The 20,741-nt window shown below is 51.9% G+C and carries 26 protein-coding genes; 21 read left to right on the top strand and 5 right to left on the bottom strand.

From position 1 onward, the window contains the following. The first annotated feature begins 8 nt into the window (after positions 1–8). The 9 genes from rnr (at position 9) to FDW98_RS14960 (ending at position 9,178) form a co-directional block, all read left to right on the top strand. A complete protein-coding gene (rnr, locus tag FDW98_RS15000; protein ID WP_096758581.1) occupies positions 9–2,471 on the top strand; it encodes a ribonuclease R in 2,463 nt (820 codons plus the stop codon). 73 nt (positions 2,472–2,544) lie between these two features. Then, positions 2,545–3,276: a 23S rRNA (guanosine(2251)-2'-O)-methyltransferase RlmB gene (rlmB, locus tag FDW98_RS14995; protein ID WP_096758580.1), complete on the top strand. Its 732-nt coding sequence runs from the start codon at positions 2,545–2,547 to the stop codon at positions 3,274–3,276. Between the two features lie 122 nt (positions 3,277–3,398). Next, positions 3,399–3,803: a YjfI family protein gene (locus FDW98_RS14990; protein WP_096758579.1), complete on the top strand. Its 405-nt coding sequence runs from the start codon at positions 3,399–3,401 to the stop codon at positions 3,801–3,803. Between the two features lie 15 nt (positions 3,804–3,818). Continuing rightward, complete coding sequence (locus FDW98_RS14985; RefSeq protein WP_096758578.1) at positions 3,819–4,517, top strand: PspA/IM30 family protein; 699 nt, start codon at positions 3,819–3,821, stop codon at positions 4,515–4,517. A 58-nt stretch (positions 4,518–4,575) separates the two neighbouring features. Then, a complete protein-coding gene (locus FDW98_RS14980) occupies positions 4,576–5,235 on the top strand; it encodes a YjfK family protein (RefSeq protein WP_096758577.1) in 660 nt (219 codons plus the stop codon). Between the two features lie 17 nt (positions 5,236–5,252). Further along, complete coding sequence (locus FDW98_RS14975) at positions 5,253–5,651, top strand: DUF350 domain-containing protein (RefSeq protein WP_096758576.1); 399 nt, start codon at positions 5,253–5,255, stop codon at positions 5,649–5,651. 9 nt (positions 5,652–5,660) lie between these two features. Continuing rightward, positions 5,661–6,302, top strand: coding sequence for a DUF1190 domain-containing protein (locus FDW98_RS14970; protein ID WP_096758575.1), 642 nt, complete (start codon positions 5,661–5,663; stop codon positions 6,300–6,302). 2 nt (positions 6,303–6,304) lie between these two features. After that, positions 6,305–7,471, top strand: a complete 1,167-nt coding sequence (locus tag FDW98_RS14965) for a glutathionylspermidine synthase family protein (protein ID WP_096758574.1) — start codon at positions 6,305–6,307, stop codon at positions 7,469–7,471. A gap of 84 nt (positions 7,472–7,555) precedes the next feature. Further along, entirely contained in the window at positions 7,556–9,178 is a 1,623-nt protein-coding gene (locus FDW98_RS14960; RefSeq protein ID WP_096758573.1) for an isovaleryl-CoA dehydrogenase, read from the top strand. Between the two features lie 85 nt (positions 9,179–9,263). Here the strand turns inward: FDW98_RS14960 and yjfN are convergent, their stop codons facing one another. Together yjfN and bsmA are read right to left on the bottom strand one after the other, a co-directional pair. Next, positions 9,264–9,539, bottom strand: coding sequence for a DUF1471 family protease activator YjfN (gene yjfN, locus FDW98_RS14955; RefSeq protein ID WP_135912687.1), 276 nt, complete (start codon positions 9,537–9,539; stop codon positions 9,264–9,266). A 147-nt stretch (positions 9,540–9,686) separates the two neighbouring features. Beyond that, entirely contained in the window at positions 9,687–10,016 is a 330-nt protein-coding gene (bsmA, locus tag FDW98_RS14950) for a biofilm peroxide resistance protein BsmA (protein ID WP_096758571.1), read from the bottom strand. Positions 10,017–10,198: 182 nt separating this feature from the next. Here bsmA and yjfP point away from each other — a divergent pair, with 182 nt between their 5' ends. After that, complete coding sequence (gene yjfP, locus FDW98_RS14945; protein ID WP_096758570.1) at positions 10,199–10,948, top strand: esterase; 750 nt, start codon at positions 10,199–10,201, stop codon at positions 10,946–10,948. On the opposite strand, the gene ulaR is transcribed toward yjfP, so the two are convergent. Both ulaR and ulaG read right to left on the bottom strand, forming a co-directional pair. Next, positions 10,945–11,700 (bottom strand): HTH-type transcriptional regulator UlaR, encoded by a 756-nt coding sequence (gene ulaR, locus FDW98_RS14940; RefSeq protein ID WP_096758569.1) that lies wholly within the window; start codon positions 11,698–11,700, stop codon positions 10,945–10,947. The genes yjfP and ulaR overlap by 4 nt on opposite strands. 107 nt (positions 11,701–11,807) lie before the next feature. Then, positions 11,808–12,872 (bottom strand): L-ascorbate 6-phosphate lactonase, encoded by a 1,065-nt coding sequence (ulaG, locus tag FDW98_RS14935; protein WP_096758568.1) that lies wholly within the window; start codon positions 12,870–12,872, stop codon positions 11,808–11,810. A gap of 366 nt (positions 12,873–13,238) precedes the next feature. Between ulaG and ulaA the strand changes: the two genes are divergently transcribed. From ulaA to FDW98_RS14905, 6 genes are read left to right on the top strand one after another with little or no spacing between them, the layout of a single operon-like run. Continuing rightward, on the top strand, positions 13,239–14,636 hold the full coding sequence (gene ulaA, locus FDW98_RS14930) for a PTS ascorbate transporter subunit IIC (RefSeq protein ID WP_096758567.1): 1,398 nt from the start codon (positions 13,239–13,241) through the stop codon (positions 14,634–14,636). Positions 14,637–14,651: 15 nt separating this feature from the next. Further along, positions 14,652–14,957, top strand: coding sequence for a PTS ascorbate transporter subunit IIB (gene ulaB, locus FDW98_RS14925; protein ID WP_096758566.1), 306 nt, complete (start codon positions 14,652–14,654; stop codon positions 14,955–14,957). A 9-nt stretch (positions 14,958–14,966) separates the two neighbouring features. Next, complete coding sequence (gene ulaC, locus FDW98_RS14920; RefSeq protein WP_096758565.1) at positions 14,967–15,434, top strand: PTS ascorbate transporter subunit IIA; 468 nt, start codon at positions 14,967–14,969, stop codon at positions 15,432–15,434. 13 nt (positions 15,435–15,447) lie between these two features. Then, positions 15,448–16,098, top strand: coding sequence for a 3-keto-L-gulonate-6-phosphate decarboxylase UlaD (gene ulaD / locus FDW98_RS14915; RefSeq protein ID WP_096758564.1), 651 nt, complete (start codon positions 15,448–15,450; stop codon positions 16,096–16,098). A gap of 9 nt (positions 16,099–16,107) precedes the next feature. Further along, positions 16,108–16,962: an L-ribulose-5-phosphate 3-epimerase UlaE gene (ulaE, locus tag FDW98_RS14910; protein ID WP_096758563.1), complete on the top strand. Its 855-nt coding sequence runs from the start codon at positions 16,108–16,110 to the stop codon at positions 16,960–16,962. Continuing rightward, positions 16,962–17,648, top strand: a complete 687-nt coding sequence (locus tag FDW98_RS14905; protein WP_096758562.1) for an L-ribulose-5-phosphate 4-epimerase — start codon at positions 16,962–16,964, stop codon at positions 17,646–17,648. The genes ulaE and FDW98_RS14905 overlap by 1 nt, the downstream gene beginning before the upstream one ends. A 136-nt stretch (positions 17,649–17,784) precedes the next feature. On the opposite strand, the gene yjfY is transcribed toward FDW98_RS14905, so the two are convergent. Next, positions 17,785–18,060 carry a DUF1471 family protein YjfY gene (gene yjfY / locus FDW98_RS14900; RefSeq protein WP_096758561.1) on the bottom strand — a complete coding sequence of 92 codons (276 nt, stop codon included), beginning with the start codon at positions 18,058–18,060 and terminating at the stop codon, positions 17,785–17,787. A 298-nt stretch (positions 18,061–18,358) separates the two neighbouring features. Between yjfY and FDW98_RS14895 the strand changes: the two genes are divergently transcribed. The 5 genes from FDW98_RS14895 (at position 18,359) to rplI (ending at position 20,719) form a co-directional block, all read left to right on the top strand. After that, the gene (locus tag FDW98_RS14895) at positions 18,359–19,123 is read left to right on the top strand and encodes a TSUP family transporter (protein ID WP_096758560.1); all 765 of its coding nucleotides are present in this window, start codon (positions 18,359–18,361) and stop codon (positions 19,121–19,123) included. A 158-nt stretch (positions 19,124–19,281) separates the two neighbouring features. Then, positions 19,282–19,677: a 30S ribosomal protein S6 gene (gene rpsF, locus FDW98_RS14890; RefSeq protein WP_096758559.1), complete on the top strand. Its 396-nt coding sequence runs from the start codon at positions 19,282–19,284 to the stop codon at positions 19,675–19,677. A gap of 6 nt (positions 19,678–19,683) precedes the next feature. Next, positions 19,684–19,998: a primosomal replication protein N gene (gene priB / locus FDW98_RS14885; RefSeq protein WP_096758558.1), complete on the top strand. Its 315-nt coding sequence runs from the start codon at positions 19,684–19,686 to the stop codon at positions 19,996–19,998. A 4-nt stretch (positions 19,999–20,002) separates the two neighbouring features. Next, the gene (gene rpsR / locus FDW98_RS14880) at positions 20,003–20,230 is read left to right on the top strand and encodes a 30S ribosomal protein S18 (RefSeq protein ID WP_002210155.1); all 228 of its coding nucleotides are present in this window, start codon (positions 20,003–20,005) and stop codon (positions 20,228–20,230) included. Between the two features lie 39 nt (positions 20,231–20,269). Beyond that, positions 20,270–20,719, top strand: a complete 450-nt coding sequence (gene rplI, locus FDW98_RS14875) for a 50S ribosomal protein L9 (protein WP_003025676.1) — start codon at positions 20,270–20,272, stop codon at positions 20,717–20,719. Positions 20,720–20,741 lie beyond the last annotated feature (22 nt).

Here is a 20,741-nt window from a genome sequence, read left to right as displayed (position 1 = left end):
GAACCTCGATGTCACATGATCCTTTCCAGGAACGCGAAGCAGAAAAATACGCGAATCCCATCCCGAGCCGGGAATTTATCCTCGAACATTTAACTAAACGTGAAAAACCGGCCAACCGCGATGAGCTGGCCGTTGAACTCAACATTGAAGGCGAAGAGCAGCTCGAAGCGCTTCGTCGCCGCCTGCGCGCGATGGAGCGTGATGGGCAACTGGTCTTCACCCGCCGGCAGTGTTACGCACTGCCGGAGCGTCTTGACCTGCTGAAAGGTACCGTTATTGGCCACCGTGATGGCTACGGCTTTCTGCGCGTCGAAGGACGTAAAGACGATCTGTATCTCTCCAGTGAGCAGATGAAAACCTGCATCCATGGCGATCAGGTACTGGCGCAACCGCTGGGCGCGGATCGTAAAGGCCGCCGCGAAGCGCGTATTGTGCGTGTACTGGTGCCGAAAACCAGTCAGATTGTCGGTCGTTACTTTACCGATGCGGGCGTAGGTTTTGTCGTTCCGGACGACAGCCGTCTCAGCTTTGATATCCTGATCCCACCAGAAGAGGTGATGGGCGCCCGCATGGGCTTTGTGGTGGTGGTTGAACTGACCCAGCGCCCAACTCGTCGCACTAAAGCAGTGGGTAAAATTGTTGAAGTGCTGGGTGACAACATGGGTACCAGCATGGCCGTTGATATGGCCCTGCGTACGCACGAAATCCCTTATATCTGGCCTGATGCAGTCGTTAAACAGGTCGCCGGGCTGAAAGAAGAAGTACCGGAAGAGGCCAAAATCGGTCGTGTTGACCTGCGTGATTTGCCGTTGGTGACAATTGATGGTGAGGATGCGCGTGACTTTGATGACGCAGTCTACTGTGAGAAGAAACGCGGCGGTGGCTGGCGTTTGTGGGTTGCTATCGCTGACGTCAGTTATTACGTGCGTCCGCCTACCCCGCTGGACCAGGAAGCGCGCAGCCGCGGGACTTCCGTCTACTTCCCGTCGCAGGTTGTACCGATGCTACCGGAAGTCCTTTCCAACGGGTTATGCTCGCTGAACCCGCAGGTAGACAGGCTGTGCATGGTTTGTGAGATGACCATCTCCACGAAAGGGCGTCTGACGGGCTACAAATTCTATGAAGCGGTGATGAGCTCCCACGCGCGTTTGACCTACACCAAGGTCTGGCACATGCTGCAGGGTGATGAGGAACTGCGTGAGCAATACGCACCGTTGGTGAAACACATTGAAGAGCTGCACAATCTCTACAAAGTGTTGGATAAAGCCCGTGAAGAGCGCGGTGGTATCTCGTTTGAGAGCGAAGAAGCGAAGTTTATCTTCAATGCCGAACGCCGTATTGAACGCATTGAGCAGACTCAGCGTAACGACGCACACAAGCTGATCGAAGAGTGCATGATCCTGGCGAACATCTCAGCGGCACGTTTTGTTGAGAAAGCCAAAGAGCCGGCACTGTTCCGTATCCATGACAAGCCGACGACTGAAGCGATTACCTCCTTCCGTTCCGTGCTGGCGGAGTTGGGACTGGAGCTGCCGGGCGGTAACAAACCCGAGCCGCGCGATTACGCCGAGTTGTTGGAGTCGATTGCCGATCGACCTGACGCAGAAATGCTGCAAACTATGCTGCTGCGCTCGATGAAGCAGGCGATTTACGATCCCGAAAATCGCGGTCACTTTGGTCTGGCGCTGCAGTCTTATGCCCACTTTACCTCGCCGATCCGTCGTTACCCGGACCTCTCTTTGCACCGTGCGATCAAGTATCTGCTGGCGCAGGAGCAGGGCCACAAAGGCAATACCACGGAAACCGGTGGCTACCACTATTCGATGGAAGAGATGCTGCAACTGGGTCAGCACTGTTCTATGGCAGAACGTCGTGCTGATGAAGCTACGCGCGATGTATCTGACTGGCTGAAGTGTGACTTCATGCTGGATCAGGTCGGTAATGTCTTTAAGGGCGTCATTGCCAGTGTGACCGGTTTTGGCTTCTTTGTCCGCCTGGATGAACTGTTTATTGACGGCCTGGTGCATGTCTCCTCGCTGGATAACGACTACTATCGCTTCGATCAGGTTGGGCAACGCCTGACCGGTGAATCAAGCGGTCAGATGTATCGCCTGGGCGATCGCGTCGAAGTGCGTGTGGAAGCCGTCAACATGGACGAGCGTAAAATCGACTTTAGCCTGATCTCCAGCGAACGTGCCCCGCGCAACGAGGGTAAAACTGCGCGTGAAAAGGCGAAGAAAGGCGATACGGGTAAAAGCACCGGCCGACGTCGTCAGGCGGGAAAAAAGGTGAATTTCGAGCCGGATAGCGCATTCCGCGGCGAGAAAAAAGGCAAAGCTAAACCTCAGGCGGATAAAAAAACGGCTGAGAAAAAAGGCGATAAAAAAGCGAAAAAGCCCTCGACAAAAACGCTTAAAATCGCGGCCGCCACCAAAGCCAAACGCGCGGCGAAAAAGAACGTCGCGCAATAACAGCCATAAACCGTAAGCCGGGCGGCCACGCGTTGCCCGGCGTTACACTTAAACTATCTTAACGAGTACATTCATGAGTGAAATGATTTACGGCATCCATGCGGTGCAGGCCCTGCTTGAGCGTGCGCCTGAGCGCTTTCAGGAGGTCTTTATTCTCAAAGGGCGTGAAGACAAACGCCTGCTGCCGCTGATCCATGCCCTGGAAGCCCAGGGTGTTGTCATCCAGTTGGCGAATCGCCAGTTCCTGGATGAGAAAAGTGAGGGTGCAGTTCATCAGGGAATCATTGCCCGCGTGAAACCGGGTCGTCAGTATCAGGAGAACGATCTGCCGGATCTGATTGCCTCACTTGATCAACCGTTTTTTTTGATCCTCGATGGTGTCACCGATCCGCACAACCTTGGTGCTTGCTTGCGTAGCGCAGACGCTGCCGGTGTGCACGCGGTTATCGTACCGAAAGATCGTTCTGCGCTGCTGAATGCCACGGCGAAAAAAGTAGCCTGCGGTGCTGCTGAAAACGTACCGCTGATCCGCGTGACCAATCTGGCACGTACCATGCGTATGCTGCAGGAAGAGAATATCTGGATCGTCGGAACCGCCGGTGAAGCGGACCATACTCTGTTCCAGAGCAAAATGACCGGTCGTCTGGCATTGGTGATGGGCGCAGAAGGCGAAGGTATGCGTCGTCTGACCCGCGAACATTGTGATGAGCTGATCAGTATTCCGATGGCGGGGAGCGTTTCATCGCTTAACGTTTCTGTTGCGACGGGGATTTGCCTGTTTGAGGCCGTCCGCCAGCGTGGATAAACGTTAATTTTCAGAAAAAGCCATCCAATTTCGGATGGTTTTTTTTTATCTAAAACTGATATTCTAATAAGAGAAGGAAAATATTTTTATATTTATTTAAGTATAACATACAGGATTTATATATGGCATGGACCCCGCAGGTGCTGACTAAAGCGCTCACTAATTTTCATGGTTTAAATATAGATATTATAAGTAATGAGCAGTCATTGATTATTAAAATGAATGATTATGGAGACTTACTTCTCAGTATTCTATTTACCTCCCGCCAGATGATTATCGAAACTGTTATTTGCCCAGTGAATAATATTCAGCATCAGGACGCATTTAATCTTTTCTTATTACGCAATCAAAAGCTGCTTCCACTGTCGTCTGTAGGCATTTCTCGTGTGCGGCAGGATGAATACTACGTCGCATTTGGTGCGCTGTCGCTGAACTCCACATTAGAGGACGTGGTGCTTGAAATGACAACGCTCGTGGATAACGCGCTAGATCTGGCGGAAATCACTGAAGAATATACTCACGAATAACAAGGAACGCTGTTGATGGGAATCTTGAAAAGCCTGTTTACCCTCGGCAAATCTGTGCTTTCTCAGGCAGAAGAGTCAATCGAAGAAGCACAGGGCGTCAGAATGCTGGAGCAACACATTCGTGACGCAAGAAATGAACTGGAAAAAGCCGGGAAATCGCGAGTTGACCTGTTGGCACGCGTGAAACTGAGCAATGACAAACTGAAAGATCTGCGCGAACGTCAGTCCACTCTTGAAGCGCGGGCGCTGGAAGCGCTAAGTAAAAACGTCAATCCGTCGTTAATTAACGAAGTCGCCGAAGAGATCGCGCGTCTGGAGAACGTGATTGCGGCTGAACAGCAAGTGCTTACTAACTTAGAAATCTCACGTGATGGCGTTGAAAAGGCCGTTACCGCAACGGGTCAGCGGATTGCTCAGTTTGAACAGCAGCTTGAGGTGGTTAAGGCAACGGAAGCGATGCAGCGCGCTCAACAGGCCGTGACAACATCTACAGTCGGGGCTTCTTCCAGCGTATCGACGGCAGCAGAGTCACTTAAACGTCTGCAAACACGTCAGGCAGAGCGACAGGCCCGGCTGGATGCGGCAACACAGCTGGAGAAAGTGGCTGACGGACGTGATCTGGACGAGAAACTGGCTGAAGTCGGCATTGGCGCTGCCAACAAAAGTTCTGCCCAGGATGTGCTGGCGCGACTACAACGCCAGCAAGGCGAGTAATTATACGGCAAAGCCTGCCCGCAAAGATTGCTAGCTGGCAGGTTAGTAAGGGATAACGATGTCGACTTTTTTACAGCGTATATTTGGCACTGCAGAGGCCGCTACGCCTGTTCGTGGCCCATTGGGCCTACATTTGAGCGCAGGGTTTACGCTCGACACACTGGCGTTTCGCCTGTTAGAAGAGGATTTGTTGGTGGTTTTGCCCGGCGAGGAGTATACCGTTGCGGCAATCAGCCATATTAATTTGGGCGGTGGAAGCCAGATTTTCCGCTACTACACCTCGGGCGAGGAATTTCTGCAAATCAATACTACCGGCGGGTCAGATATGGATGATATCGACGATATCAAACTGTTTGTGTATGAAGAAAGCTATGGCTTAACTCAGAAAAAACACTGGCAGTCCGCCATTAGCCCGGCAGAGATCGGCATGCCAGCGCTTTTCTGGCAGGGTCAGCACTGGCAGCGTTTTTTTAATGACGAAGAACCGGGGAATATTGAGCCAGTCTACATGCTGGAAAAAGTCGAGAATCAGCAGCATGCAAAGTGGGAAGTGCATAACTTTACCATGGGCTACCAACGACAGGTAACAGCAGATACCTGGGAATATCTGCTGTTGAACGGCGAAGAGTCGTTTAATGAGCAAGGCGAGCCAGAGTGGATATTCTCACGGGCGCTGGGTGTCGATATCCCATTAACATCTCTTAATATTATTGGTTAACGTCAGGGACGAAAACAATGCATATCCTGGAATCATTACTGGCCTTTTGTGCCTATTTTTTTATTGGTGCGGCCATGGTGATAATTTTTCTTATTATCTATTCAAAGATAACACCGCACAATGAATGGCAGTTGATTAAAAATAATAATACGGCAGCCTCTCTGGCATTTAGCGGCACGCTGCTGGGCTATGTTATTCCTTTATCCAGCGCAGCAATCAATGCGGTCAGTATTCCTGATTATTTTGCCTGGGGCGGTATTGCGTTGGTGATACAGCTTATTATCTACGGTGGTGTACGCTTATATATGCCAGCATTGAGTGAAAAAATTATTAACCACAATACCGCTGCGGGACTGTTTATGGGAACCGCTGCGCTGGCTGGCGGGATTTTTAATGCCGCCTGTATGACATGGTAATGGACGATCATGGCTAGAAAACGTAAATCCGGACAAAAGAAATTGGGAACAGGTCATTCGGCGATCGCCCGAATGAATCGCCCGGTGAATCCCTTTGAGAAAAAACGCAGTCGCTACAGTGGAAAGTATCTGACGCTGGCGATTATGGGCGGCGCAGCATTTTTTATCCTCAAGGGATGCGGGGATGATACAGGCTCGGACAACGACGGCGACGGCCGGTTTTACTCCATGGTGAGCGAATGTATTGATGACGGTAATACCGCTACCGTGTGTGCGGACGGCTGGAACAATGCCAAGACAGAGTTCTATGGCAAAGTGCCAACGCAATTAAGTAAGGCGAGTTGTCAGACCCAGTTTGGCGATTGCTACCTCGATAGCACCGATCAGAGCTGGGTGCCGGTGTTTACCGGGTTTTTGCTCAGTCGGGTGATTCGCAAAGATCGTGACGAGCAGTATGTTTACAGCAGTGGCGGCTCATCATACGTTTCCCGCCCCGTCTGGCGTACGACCTCAGGCGACTATGCCTGGCGTTCCGGTAGCGGAAAAAACGATACCGCCACGACGCATGCCTACACGACGAAGAAAGTCTCGACGGTTTCTCGCGGGGGTTACGGGCGTTCGTCCAGCGCGCGCGGGCACTGGGGAGGATAACGATGTTACGACATGATATTCCTGTTCGCCAGGATCTGGACCAGATCGCCTACGATCATGGTTTTGATTTTCACATTATCGACAACGAAATCTACTGGGATGAAAGCCGGGCTTATCGCTTTACGCTACGGCAAATTGAAGAGCAGATCGAAAAGCCTACTGCTGAGTTGCATCAAATGTGTCTGGACGTCGTTGAGCGAGCAGTTAAGGACGAGCAGATTCTTCAGCAATTGGCCATTCCCCCACTGTACTGGGATGTTATTGCTGAGAGCTGGCGCAATCGCGATCCTTCGCTGTATGGGCGAATGGATTTTGTCTGGTGTGGCAACAATGCGCCGGTCAAGCTGCTGGAATACAACGCTGATACACCAACGTCGTTGTACGAGTCGGCGTATTTCCAGTGGCTATGGCTGGAAGATGCTCGCCGCAGTGGGGCGATCCCGCGTGACACCGACCAGTACAACGCTATCCAGGAACGTCTGATCGCCCGTTTTAGTGAGCTTTACAGTCCGGAGCCGTTTTACTTCTGCTGCTGCGAAGATTCCGACGAAGATCGCACCACCGTGCTGTATTTGCAGGATTGTGCGCAGCAGGCAGGTCAAGCGTCGCGGTTTATTTATGTTGAGGATCTGGGGCTTGGCGTCGGCGGTGTGCTGACGGATCTTGATGACAACGTCATTCGTCGCGCCTTTAAGCTCTATCCTCTGGAGTGGATGATGCGTGACGATAACGGTCCGTTGCTACGTCATCGCCGGGAACAGTGGGTCGAACCACTGTGGAAGAGCGTGCTCAGTAACAAAGGGTTGATGCCTCTGCTGTGGCGATACTTCCCCAACCATCCAAACCTCCTGCCAGCCTGGTTCGAAGGTGAAACGTCAAAAATTGCACCCGGCGAAAGCTATGTACGCAAACCGATATTTTCCCGTGAGGGGGGCAACGTCACCATTTTTAATGGTCAGCAGCAGATTGTTGAACATGCTGATGGCGACTACGCAGAAGAACCGATGATCTATCAGGCGTTTCAGCCGCTGCCGCGTTTTGGCGATAGCTACACGCTGATTGGTAGTTGGATCGTCGACGATGAAGCCTGCGGCATGGGGATCCGTGAAGACAATACGTTGATTACGAAAGATACTTCTCGTTTTATTCCTCATTACATTGCTGGCTAAACGTACTTTTGTGATCTCCCTCCTTCGCAGAGAGTGTGGTTCTGACCATACTTAAGGCGATGGCCATTGATGGAGGGAGACACAATGCACTGGCAAACGCATACCGTTTTTAACCAACCTGTACCACTCAATAACAGCAACTTATACCTGTCGGATGGAGCACTGTGTGAAGCAGTCAACCGCGAAGGCGCTGCCTGGGACAGCGATCTCCTTGCCAGTATTGGTCAGCAATTAGGCACCGCAGAATCGCTTGAACTGGGTAGGTTGGCTAACGCGTATCCGCCTGAATTGCTGCGATACGATCCGCAGGGGCAGCGGTTGGATGATGTGCGCTTTCATCCCGCCTGGCATTTACTGATGCAGGGATTGTGCGCCAACCGCGTGCATAATCTTGCCTGGGAGGAGGATGCGCGGCAGGGAACGTTTGTTGCCCGAGCTGCACGTTTTATGCTGCATGCACAAGTGGAAGCGGGAACCTTATGCCCGGTGACCATGACCTTTGCCGCTACGCCGTTGTTACTCCAGATGCTACCTTCGCAATTTCATGACTGGCTGACGCCGCTGCGTAGCGATCGCTACGATTCTCATCTTCTGCCCGGCGGGCAAAAACGCGGCCTGCTGATTGGTATGGGGATGACGGAAAAGCAGGGTGGCTCGGATGTGCTGAGCAATACCACTCAGGCAGAACGGCTGGCGGATGGCGCGTATCGGCTGGTGGGGCATAAATGGTTCTTCTCGGTACCGCAAAGTGACGCCCATCTGGTGCTGGCGCAGGCCAGGGGCGGCTTATCCTGCTTTTTTGTGCCGCGATTTTTACCTGATGGCCAGCGTAACTCCATCCGTCTTGAGCGCCTGAAAGATAAGCTAGGCAATCGCTCTAATGCCAGCTGTGAGGTTGAATTTCAGGACGCGATGGGCTGGCTGCTGGGAGAAGAAGGTGAAGGTATTCGCCATATTCTGAAAATGGGCGGCATGACGCGTTTTGACTGTGCGCTGGGGAGCCACAGTATGATGCGACGCGCTTTTTCTGTCGCCATTTATCATGCGCATCAACGCCAGGTATTTAGCAAGCCGTTGATTGAGCAACCGATGATGAGACAGGTATTAAGCCGCATGGCGCTTCAACTGGAAGGTCAAACCGCGCTACTGTTTCGCCTGGCGCGGGCCTGGGATCGTCGAACGGATGCGAAAGAAGCGTTGTGGGCCCGGTTGTTCACCCCGGCAGCCAAGTTTTCCATCTGCAAAGGCGGTATGCCATTTGTTGCAGAGGCCATGGAGGTGCTCGGCGGTGCAGGCTATTGCGAAGAGAGTGAGCTGCCGCGTTTATACCGTGAAATGCCGGTCAACAGCATCTGGGAAGGGTCTGGCAACATCATGTGCCTTGATGTGCTGCGGGTGTTGGCGAAAAAACCTGGTATGGTCGACATGCTCAGCGAGGCCTTTGCTGAGGTCAAAGGGCAAGACAGGCATTACGATCGAATGGTGCGTAAGCTACAGCCGCATTTACACAAACCCAGTGAAGCGCTGGGACGGGAAATTACCCAGCAGCTGTTCCTGCTCGGCTGCGGGACGCAGATGTTGCGTTATGCGTCTCCGCCCGTGGCGCAGGCCTGGTGTCAGATGATGCTGGATACGCGCGGCGGGATGAAGTTGTCTGAACAGGTACAGAATGATTTGCTACTGCGGGCAACGGGGGGATTACGGTAATAATATGCCTGATGGCGACGCTGGCGCGTCTTATCCTGCCTACGTTCGTTGTAGCCAGGATAAGTTTACGCCATCCGGCAATCTGTTATGCATAAAGTATGGCCTGTACGCGCCAGTTATCGGGCTGCTGTTCTTCGTACATCTGAATAATCCGGTACCATGAGGCACCTTGCTCATCCGCTTTTAACGCCACAACACGCTCCACATCCTGCGGATTTCCCGCAATGTTACTGACAGATATCTGGCCAATTTCGTTGAGACCCGTTACGCAGTCAGCGCTGGCGAACTCGGCAGACTGTGCCGTGGTATCCACCATTCCAGCAGAAAGCAGCAGTGAGGATAAGGCTAGTGATTGTTTCATCGTCAGCTCCATTATTCGTACCCCTACACGTGGCAGGGCATTCCATCGCGAGAATAAACCTCCAGCTCCCTGCTGTTGGTTTATTGTGCACAGGAAAACGCATAGGGGCGCAAAGCAATGTAAAACTGACTAAATTTCAACCCAATGTTATTTACGATACAAAATGGCTTGTGAATACCATTGGCCTGTTACGATGGTCTCATCGACTAATAAGACAACGTAATAATCAGCTTTAGCCGCAGCGGCTTTGGCGCGGATCTCTGCCAGCGCATCATCTGGAGAACCTCTTACCAACGCGCTCACAACCCCCAATCGCTGTAACCCATTACTCTGGTCACGGCGGATTTCTTGTGGGTGATCGGCGACGGGCGGTGCCGGTTGTGGCGTGCCCTGCAGCACGCTACAGGCGCTTAACAACATCACCAGCATCAAAGAGGCAAACCGACGCATAACTCTATCTCGTTTCCTGATAGCCATAGTGTAGTGCCTTATTAATTTCCCTTTAGGGGGAATGTTCCCGAATTGTTATCTCTCACGCGATTTTCGAATGAAAATGTTGCGAAAGCGTAACCCAGTTCTCAACATTATGAATCATTGCCGCACACATTCACTTGCGTTAAGTATTTCGCCATGGCATACCAGAAAAAAAGAGGCGACATATGATAGAAATTGAAACACGACAGTTGGCGGGGATCCCTGTCCTGCACGCATTTCCCACGAATAAACACGACCTTTCACTCCCCTGCGTTATCGTCTATCACGGGTTTACCTCTTCCAGTCTGGTCTACAGCTATTTTGCCGTTGCACTGGCACAGGCCGGGTTTCGGGTCATCATGCCCGATGCGCCCGATCATGGCACGCGCTTCCACGGTAATGCGCAGGAAAGAATGCACCGCTTCTGGCAGATATTGCAGCAAAACATGCAGGAATTTAAGGCGTTACGTGCGGCGCTGGTGGCTGAAAATTGGCTGTTGGATGAACGTCTTGCCGTGGCAGGGGCATCTATGGGGGGCATGACAACGCTGGGCATTATGGCGCGCCATCCCGAGGTGAAATGTGCAGCCTGCCTGATGGGATCGGGCTATTTTACCCGACTTGCCCATACGCTTTTTCCGCCAGTATTGGTACAGACGACGGAGCAGCAGGCGGAATTTGATGCGATTGTCGCGCCACTGGCTGACTGGGAGGTAACGCATCAACTGGAGCGCCTTGCCGACAGACCGCTGCTGTTGTGGCATGGCCAGGATGACGACGTGGTGCCGGCAGTGGAAACCTTCCGCTTACAACAGGCGCTAATCCAGGCTGGTCTGGACAACTCGCTGACCTGCCTGTGGGAAGCAGGCGTACGGCATCGCATCACGCCAGAAGCGCTGGCGGCGACAGTCGCGTTTTTCCGCCAACACCTCTAAACGCGCAGAATAGTCACGCCCTGTGCTTCCAGCTGTTGCAGGATCTCAGGGTTCGCATTTTTGCCGGTAATCAGCATGTCGATTTGATCGGCACGGCTGAACAGCATGCCCGCGCGCTCACCGACCTTGCTGCTATCAACCAGCACCACCAGTTTGCCGACCACGTTAAGCATCTTTTGTTCAGCCATCGCGGTGAGCATATCGGTTTTATACAGTCCGTCAGCGGTCAGTCCTTTACCGCTGGTAAACATCCAGTGTCCGGCATAAAGGCTATTTTCGCTGCCTTGTGGGCTCAGCGTGATGGACTGACTTTTGTTGTACTGTCCCCCCATGATGATCACGCTTTCATGCTCCTGGTCGATCAGAAAATTCGCCAGCGGCAGGTAGTTGGTGATGATTTGCACCGGTTTGCCACACATTTCGCGGCCAAGCAGGAACGCCGTTGATCCACAGTTGATCACGACACTTTCACCCGCGTTCACTAACTGGGAAGCGGCTTTGGCAATCCGCACTTTTTCGTCGTGGTTTTGCGCCTGATGCAGATTCATTGGGGTCCAGCGCGGGCGCTGCTGGGTAATGGCTTCTGCACCGTTACGGACTTTCTTGAGCTTGCCGCTTTCGTCGAGTTTATTGATATCCCGGCGCGCTGTGGCGGGTGAGATTCCCAAACGTTCAATCACGTTCTCAACGGTAACAAAGCCCAATTGCGCCAGCATATCCAGCAATATTTGATGTCTTTGTGCTTCAGTCATGAGCTATTCCGATACAAATTGATTTGAAAAGATGATATTTGAAATAGCCTGAAAATACTAAGATAAATGGGTAAAAATGCCGGGAAGACCCGGCATTTTAACTGCAATCACAGGAAGGATTTAAACGGTAAATCCGGTTCAATGGTAAAGCAGTCTTCAAAGCCGCGCGGGTAGTGATACTCAAAATTATCTTTGTCCAGCGGCCAGGTGAATTTGCCGCCAACCTGCCAGATAAACGGTTTGAAGCCATACTTCAGCCGGTCTTTTTTCATCTCCCAAAGAACACGGATCTCCTGTGGATCGGCCTGGAAGTTTGACCAGATATCATGGTGGAAGGGGATAACCACCTGGGTGTTCAGCGCTTCTGCCATACGCAGCATATCGGAACTGGTCATTTTGTCGGTGATACCGCGCGGGTTCTCACCGTAGGAGCCCAGTGCGACGTCGATGTGATGCTCGTTGCCGTGCTTTGCATAATAGTTGGAGTAGTGAGAATCACCGCTGTGATATAGCGTACCGCCCGGCGTTTTGAACAGGTAGTTAACCGCACGTGCATCCATGCCGTCAGGCAGGATACCTGCCGCTTTTTGATCCGCAGGCAAGGTGATCAATGCCGTACGATCAAACGCGTCGAGCGCATGAATTTCAATATCTTTTACTTTAACGACGTCGCCTGGCTTCACCACGATGCAGCGTTCTTTTGGCACGCCCCAACCCACCCACAGATCCACACAGGTTTGTGGTCCGATAAACGGCACATCGTCGGCACAGTTCTGCATGACGGCGGCAGCAACGTTCACGTCGATATGGTCGTTATGATCGTGCGTGGCGAGAACGGCATCGATCTGGCGAATGGCGAAAGGATCGAGAACAAACGGCGTGGTGCGCAGGTTTGGCTGGAGTTTCTTCACGCCTGCCATACGCTGCATCTGATGGCCCGTTTTCATCAGTGGATTACCGTGGCTCTGCTTGCCTGTTCCGCACCAAAAATCAACGCAGACGTTAGTCCCGCCTTCCGATTTCAGCCAAATTCCGGTACAGCCCAGCCACCACATCGCAAAGGTACCTGGTGCAACCTGTTCTTGTTCGATCTCTTCGTTTAGCCAGCTGCCCCACTCCGGGAATGTGCTCAGGATCCATGATTCACGCGTGATACTTTTTACTTTACTCATCGCATTTACCTTCATGTTTGTTCAAGTTGAATCAAATTGTGACTTGTTTTGATTAATCCTGACACCATTTTATCAAAATGGCAATGCGTGTTTTTTCAACGAAAAGAGACGTTCTCGATAAATATTGCAATAAGATAAAGTGCATCTTCATTAATTAATAATCATATTTAATTGTTTTTATTGATTTTATTTTCATTTGATTGAATGTGGGAAAAACCATTTCATTCGTAAGTGAATAATTTGCGTACTGCATCACATTTAATCAAATTCAATCTTGATGTGATTACTTTTGAAAACTAAAGTGAGGGCACAATATCCTGGGCATCTGTAATGAATGTTCAGCAACTTCGTCTACTGGAGATCGTTATGGAGATCCTCTACAACATCTTTACCGTGTTCTTTAATCAGGTCATGACCAACGCCCCGCTGCTGTTGGGTATTGTGACCTGCCTCGGTTACATCCTGCTGCGTAAAAGTGTCAGCGTTATCATCAAGGGCACTATCAAAACGATCATCGGCTTTATGCTGCTGCAGGCCGGGTCCGGCATTCTCACCAGCACGTTCAAACCGGTAGTGGCGAAGATGTCTGAGGTTTATGGCATCAACGGGGCGATTTCCGATACCTACGCCTCAATGATGGCAACCATCGAACGTATGGGCGATGCTTATAGCTGGGTGGGCTATGCGGTGCTGTTAGCGCTGGCGCTGAATATCTGTTACGTGTTGCTACGACGGATTACCGGGATTCGCACCATCATGCTGACCGGGCACATCATGTTTCAGCAGGCGGGATTGATTGCGGTCTCGTTCTATATCTTCGGCTATTCCATGTGGACCACCATTATCTGCACTGCGGTGCTGGTGTCGCTTTACTGGGGCATCACTTCAAACATGATGTACAAGCCGACGCAGGAAGTGACTGATGGCTGCGGCTTCTCTATCGGGCACCAGCAGCAGTTTGCGTCGTGGATTGCTTATAAAATCGCACCGTATCTGGGCAAAAAAGAGGAAAGCGTTGAAGACCTCAAGCTGCCAGGCTGGCTGAATATCTTCCACGACAATATCGTCTCGACAGCGATTGTGATGACCATTTTCTTCGGTGCGATCCTGCTCTCTTTCGGTATCGATGTGGTGCAGGCGATGGCGGGGAAAACCCACTGGACGGTCTATATCCTGCAAACCGGCTTCTCGTTTGCGGTGGCTATTTTCATTATTACTCAGGGCGTGCGCATGTTTGTCGCCGAACTCTCTGAGGCCTTTAACGGTATCTCCCAACGCCTGATCCCTGGGGCGGTACTGGCCATCGACTGTGCGGCCATTTATAGCTTCGCGCCGAATGCTGTGGTCTGGGGCTTTATGTGGGGCACTATCGGTCAGCTGATCGCCGTCGGCATCCTTGTCGGCGTAGGTTCCTCCATTCTGATCATTCCGGGCTTTATCCCGATGTTCTTCTCTAACGCCACTATCGGCGTGTTTGCTAATCACTTTGGCGGCTGGCGTGCTGCGCTCAAGATTTGCCTGGTGATGGGAATGATTGAAATCTTCGGCTGCGTTTGGGCGGTGAAACTCACCGGTATGAGCGCCTGGATGGGCATGGCGGACTGGTCAATTCTGGCACCGCCGATGATGCAGGGCTTCGCCTCCATAGGGCTGATATTTATGGCCGTCATTATTGTGATTGCACTGGCTTATATGTTTTTCGCAGGACGCTCATTGCGCGCTGAGGAAGACGCAGAAAAACAACTGGCAGAACAGTCTGCTTAATAAGGAGTTCCGATTATGACCGTACGTATTCTGGCTGTATGTGGTAATGGGCAAGGCAGCTCCATGATTATGAAAATGAAAGTGGACCAGTTTTTAACCCAGTCAAATATCGACCACACGGTGAACAGCTGCGCGGTGGGGGAATACAAAAGCGAATTGAGCGGCGCGGATATCATCATCGCCTCCACCCACATCGCCGGTGAGATTACCGTTACCGGCAATAAATACGTGGTGGGTGTACGTAACATGCTGTCGCCCGCTGACTTTGGTCCAAAGCTGCTGGAAGTGATCAACGCGCATTTCCCACAAGATGTGAAGTAAGGACGCCATATGAAATTACGAGATTCATTGGCGGACAATAACGCGATCCTGTTACAGGCCGAGGCCAGCACCTGGCAGGAGGCGGTCAAGCTGGGCGTTGATCTGCTGGTTAAGGCTGATGTGGTTGAGCCGCGCTACTACCAGGCCATTCTGGATGGCGTTGCCCAACATGGTCCCTATTTTGTGATAGCGCCGGGTCTGGCGATGCCGCACGGGCGCCCAGAAGAAGGTGTGAAGAAAACCGGTTTTGCGCTGGTGACCCTGAAAACGCCGCTGGTCTTCAACCATGAAGATAACGACCCTGTCGATATCCTGATAACGATGGCGGCGGTTGACGCCAACACCCATCAAGAAGTGGGCATCATGCAGATCGTTAACCTGTTTGACGATGAAGCTAACTTCGACCGTTTACGTGCCTGCCGCACCGCGCAGGAAGTGCTGGATTTAATTGATAACGCCACCGCGGCGGCTGTTTAAAAGGAACACCAAAATGTCATTACCTATGTTGCAGGTTGCGCTGGATAACCAATCCATGTCTTCCGCGTATGAAACGACACGCTTGATTGCCGATGAAGTAGACATTATTGAAGTGGGTACCATTCTTTGCGTTGCCGAAGGCGTGCGTGCGGTTCGCGACCTGAAAGCGCTGTATCCGCATAAAATCGTGCTGGCAGACGCCAAAATCGCCGACGCGGGAAAAATTCTCTCCCGCATGTGTTTTGAAGCCAACGCGGATTGGGTGACAGTTATCTGCTGTGCAGATATCAATACCACCAAAGGTGCGCTGGACGTGGCGAAAGAGTTCAATGGCGACGTGCAGATTGAACTGACCGGCTACTGGACCTGGGAGCAAGCGCAGGAGTGGCGTGAAGCGGGCATTCAACAGGTGGTGTATCACCGCAGCCGTGATGCGCAGGCCGCTGGTGTGGCGTGGGGTGACGCGGATATCAGCGCGATCAAACGTCTGTCTGATATGGGCTTTAAGGTCACGGTGACCGGTGGCCTGGCGCTGGAAGATCTGCCGCTGTTCAAAGGCATCCCGATTCACGTCTTTATCGCGGGTCGCAGCATTCGCGATGCCGCTTCCCCGGTTGAAGCCGCGCGTCAGTTTAAACGCTCTATTGCCCAGCTGTGGGGCTAAGGAGCAATTATGCTGTCGAAACAAATTCCGCTCGGCATCTACGAGAAAGCACTCCCCGCCGGAGAGTGCTGGATGGAGCGGCTACAGCTTGCGAAAACGCTGGGTTTTGACTTCGTTGAGATGTCAGTAGATGAAACCGACGCTCGCCTGGCTCGTCTCGACTGGAGCCGTGAGCAGCGTCTGGCGCTGGTTAACGCCGTTGCCGAAACCGGTGTGCGGGTACCGTCGATGTGCCTGAGCGCCCATCGTCGCTTCCCGCTCGGCAGTGAAGATGACGTGGTACGTGCGCAGGGGCTGGAGATCATGCGTAAAGCGATCCACTTCGCCCAGGACGTCGGCATTCGAGTCATCCAACTGGCGGGCTATGACGTTTACTATCAAGAAGCCAACAACGAGACGCGTCGGCGTTTTCGCGACGGGCTGAAAGAGAGCGTTGAGATGGCGAGCCGCGCACAGGTGACGCTGGCGATGGAAATCATGGATTACCCATTGATGAACTCGATCAGCAAGGCGCTGGGCTATGCGCACTATCTGAATAACCCGTGGTTCCAGCTCTACCCAGACATCGGCAACCTGTCGGCGTGGGATAACGACGTGCAGATGGAGCTACAGGCCGGAATCGGACACATCGTCGCCGTACATGTGAAAGACACTAAACCTGGCGTATTCAAGAACGTACCGTTTGGTGAAGGCGTTGTCGATTTTGAACGCTGTTTCGAAACACTCAAGCAAAGCGGCTATTGCGGGCCATACCTGATTGAGATGTGGAGTGAAACGTCAGATGACCCTGCGACTGAAGTAGCGAAAGCGCGTGATTGGGTGAAAGCGCGTATGGCAAACGTAGGTCTGGTGGAGGCGGCGTAATGCAAAAACTCAAACAGCAGGTGTTCGAAGCCAATATGGATCTGCCGCGCTATGGCCTCGTGACCTTTACCTGGGGCAACGTCAGCGCTATCGACCGTGAACGCGGGCAGGTGGTAATCAAGCCCAGCGGTGTCGCCTATACGCATATGACAGTAGACGATATGGTGGTGGTGGATATGTCAGGGAACGTGGTGGAGGGTGGCTATCGCCCTTCCTCTGATACCGCGACTCATCTGGCGCTGTATCAGCGTTATCCATCGCTTGGCGGCGTAGTGCATACCCACTCTACCCACGCCACAGCATGGGCGCAGGCGGGGCAGGCGATCCCGGCGCTGGGAACCACCCATGCGGATTACTTTTTTGGCGATATTCCCTGCACCAGGGCATTAACGGCAGAAGAAGTGCAGGGCGAATATGAGCTGAACACAGGAAAGGTGATCATAGAAACGCTAGCCGACGTTGAGCCGTTACATACGCCGGGCATTGTGGTCTATCAGCATGGCCCGTTTGCCTGGGGCAAAGATGCCGAGGATGCGGTGCATAATGCGGTGGTGATGGAGGAGGTGGCAAAGATGGCGTGGATTGCGCGCGGCATTAACCCCGGGCTTAACCCCATCGACGATTACCTGATGAATAAACACTTCATGCGTAAGCACGGTCCGAACGCCTATTACGGGCAGAAGTAAGAAAAATGCCCCGGAGCTAAATCTTTAAGGGGATGTTATCGGTCTGGCTTCGGCGGCGTTTTACTGCAAAAAAAAGCCCCCAATCAAGGGGGCAAGTCAAACTGTGGCAATGTTCTCGTTGGTTATTTCTGGGTAGCTAGCGATAAATATCCGCGCTGGCGTGCATATTTCCGTTACTTCCGGGTTCCCTGGTGAGGATCACGTGGTAGTAGGTGGCGCCTTGCGCATCTGTTTCTTCATTCAGGGCCTGATTTGCTTCACTTTCAGTGGCGAAGTTATGGTTTATGTAAATCACGCCTAAGCTCTGCACATCATCCATATTCCTGGCCTGACGGTGGGTAATTTCAATGGCTGCCATTGCATTTGCACTGAGCAATAGCACGGCCAAAAGGGTCAACACACGGGTTCGCATAGGTACCTCCTCGATCGCGGTCTCTGGTTAGCGCTCTCCTGTGAGTGGATAACTTCTGATTTAATTTTAACCACAACCGACAGAGTCGATAGCGACCATTTCTGATGCAGTTGTTCAAAAAATTACCGCATAGCCGTCTTTTCTTTAATTAACAATCAACTGATGCCTTCCGCTACGGTTAAAAAATTCCTGTTTCCCCGGCATAAGCTCTTACCAAATGGTCAATTTAACCGGAAGGGTACGCCGTTTATAGTGAGCTGAAAAAGAATATAACTTCATGATTATAAGGCAAAAACTTATGGATACTTCATTCATGGATTTCAGCTACTTCGTGATTATGTTTATGGTTGCGCTGGTGGCGGGTTTTATTAATGTGGTTTCAGGGGGCGGTGGGTTTCTTTCAATTGGCGCATTGTTGATCTCCGGTTTACCGCCGGCCAATGCGCTGGCGACCAATAAAATTCAGGCTCTGGGTAGTTCACTCACCTCTGGGATTTACTTTTTGCGCCGGGGGCATATCAACGTGCAGGAACACAAGTATGTGTTCTTATCTGCCTTTATCGGTTCCGCGCTGGGTACCACACTGATTCAGTTCATTGAGCCGGACCTGCTAAAAAAGCTGCTGCCGGTGCTGATAATTACCGTCGCCATCTACTTTATTTTTGCCCCTAACCTGAGCGAACCAAAAAGAAAGCAGCAGGTATCGCTGTTTCTCTTTTCACTTATCGGCGGTGGGTGCGTAGGTTTTTATGACGGTTTTCTCGGCGCAGGGGCCGGTTCCTTGTATACGCTCTGCTATATCACGTTATGGGGATACGGCATCGATAAGGCGCAAATTCACTCCAACTTTATTAACCTGGCGTCGAACATCGCCTCGATTCTGTTCTTCATTTTCGGCGGTAAAATGATCTGGTCGCTGGGACTGGTGATGTTCGTTGGGCAATCTCTCGGTGCGCGTCTTGGAGCCTCGGTGGTGCTGACGCGTGGGAAGAAAGTCATCCGACCGATGATTGTGATTGTCTCGATTTGCATCAGTGTCAAAATGCTGGTGGATATGTATTAATGACGGTTTGATAAATATTCATACAATCACCTTGAGTTTACCTGCTACCGCCAGTATTATGACGCGTCATTTTTCAGCCGACCTTTAACACGTTCCTTGCCTCCATGGGCCTCGGCTGACCCAGACAGGAGGCTGAATAATCCGTAAGGAGCAATTCGATGCGTCATTACGAAATCGTTTTTATGGTCCATCCTGACCAGAGCGAACAGGTTCCGGGTATGATCGAACGCTACACTGGTGCAATCACTGCAGCAGAAGGCACGATCCACCGTCTGGAAGACTGGGGCCGCCGTCAGCTGGCTTACCCGATCAACAAACTGCACAAAGCTCACTACGTTCTGCTGAACGTTGAAGCGCCGCAGGAAGTTATCGATGAGCTGGAAACAAACTTCCGCTTCAACGATGCCGTTATCCGTAGCATGGTAATGCGTACTAAGCACGCTGTTACCGAAGCATCTCCGATGGTTAAAGCGAAAGACGAGCGTCGTGAACGTCGCGATGATTTCGCTAACGAAACCGCAGATGATGCTGAAGCTGGGGATTCTGAAGAGTAATTTCTGATGACCAACCGTCTGGTGTTATCTGGCACAGTGTGCAGGACGCCGCTTCGCAAGGTCAGCCCATCAGGAATTCCTCATTGCCAGTTCGTGCTTGAGCATCGTTCTGTGCAGGAGGAAGCCGGTTTCCACCGGCAGGCGTGGTGCCAAATGCCCGTTATTATTAGCGGACACGAAAACCAGGCCATTACTCACAGTATAACGGTCGGTAGCGCAGTAACTGTTCAGGGGTTCATTTCTTGCCACAAGGCAAAGAACGGCCTGAGCAAAATGGTTCTGCATGCCGAGCAGATTGAATTGATAGATTCTGGAGACTAGCCATATGGCACGTTATTTCCGTCGTCGCAAGTTCTGCCGTTTCACCGCGGAAGGCGTTGTTGAGATTGATTACAAAGACATCGCAACGTTGAAAAACTACATTACCGAAAGCGGTAAAATTGTCCCGAGCCGTATCACCGGTACTCGTGCAAAATACCAGCGTCAGCTGGCTCGCTGCATCAAGCGCGCTCGCTACCTGTCCCTGCTGCCGTATACCGATCGTCATCAGTAATCGGCCGCTGTCTATTAACGACTTTAAGAGGATAAGGTAATGCAAGTTATTCTGCTTGATAAAGTAGCAAACCTGGGTAGCCTGGGTGATCAGGTTAACGTTAAAGCGGGCTACGCTCGTAACTTCCTGGTACCACAGGGTAAAGCTGTTCCTGCTACCAAGAAAAACGTTGAATTCTTCGAAGCACGTCGCGCTGAACTGGAAGCCAAACTGGCTGACGTTCTGTCTGCTGCTGAAGCTCGCGCTGAGAAAATCAATGCACTGGAAACCGTAACCATCGCGTCTAAAGCAGGCGACGAAGGTAAACTGTTCGGTTCCATCGGTACTCGCGACATCGCTGACGCTGTAACTGCAGCTGGCGTTGAAGTGGCTAAGAGTGAAGTTCGTCTGCCGAACGGCGTTCTGCGTACCACTGGCGAGCACGAAGTGAGCTTCCAGGTTCACAGCGAAGTGTTTGCTAAGCTGACTGTAAACGTAGTTGCAGAATAAGTTTTTATTCTAAAAACCGCGT

The organism is Citrobacter sp. wls711 (assembly GCF_005281055.1).
Lineage (GTDB): Bacteria > Pseudomonadota > Gammaproteobacteria > Enterobacterales > Enterobacteriaceae > Citrobacter > Citrobacter gillenii.
The sequence above is the reverse complement of the archived record's forward strand: the minus strand, read 5'-3'. Positions and strand labels throughout refer to the sequence as shown.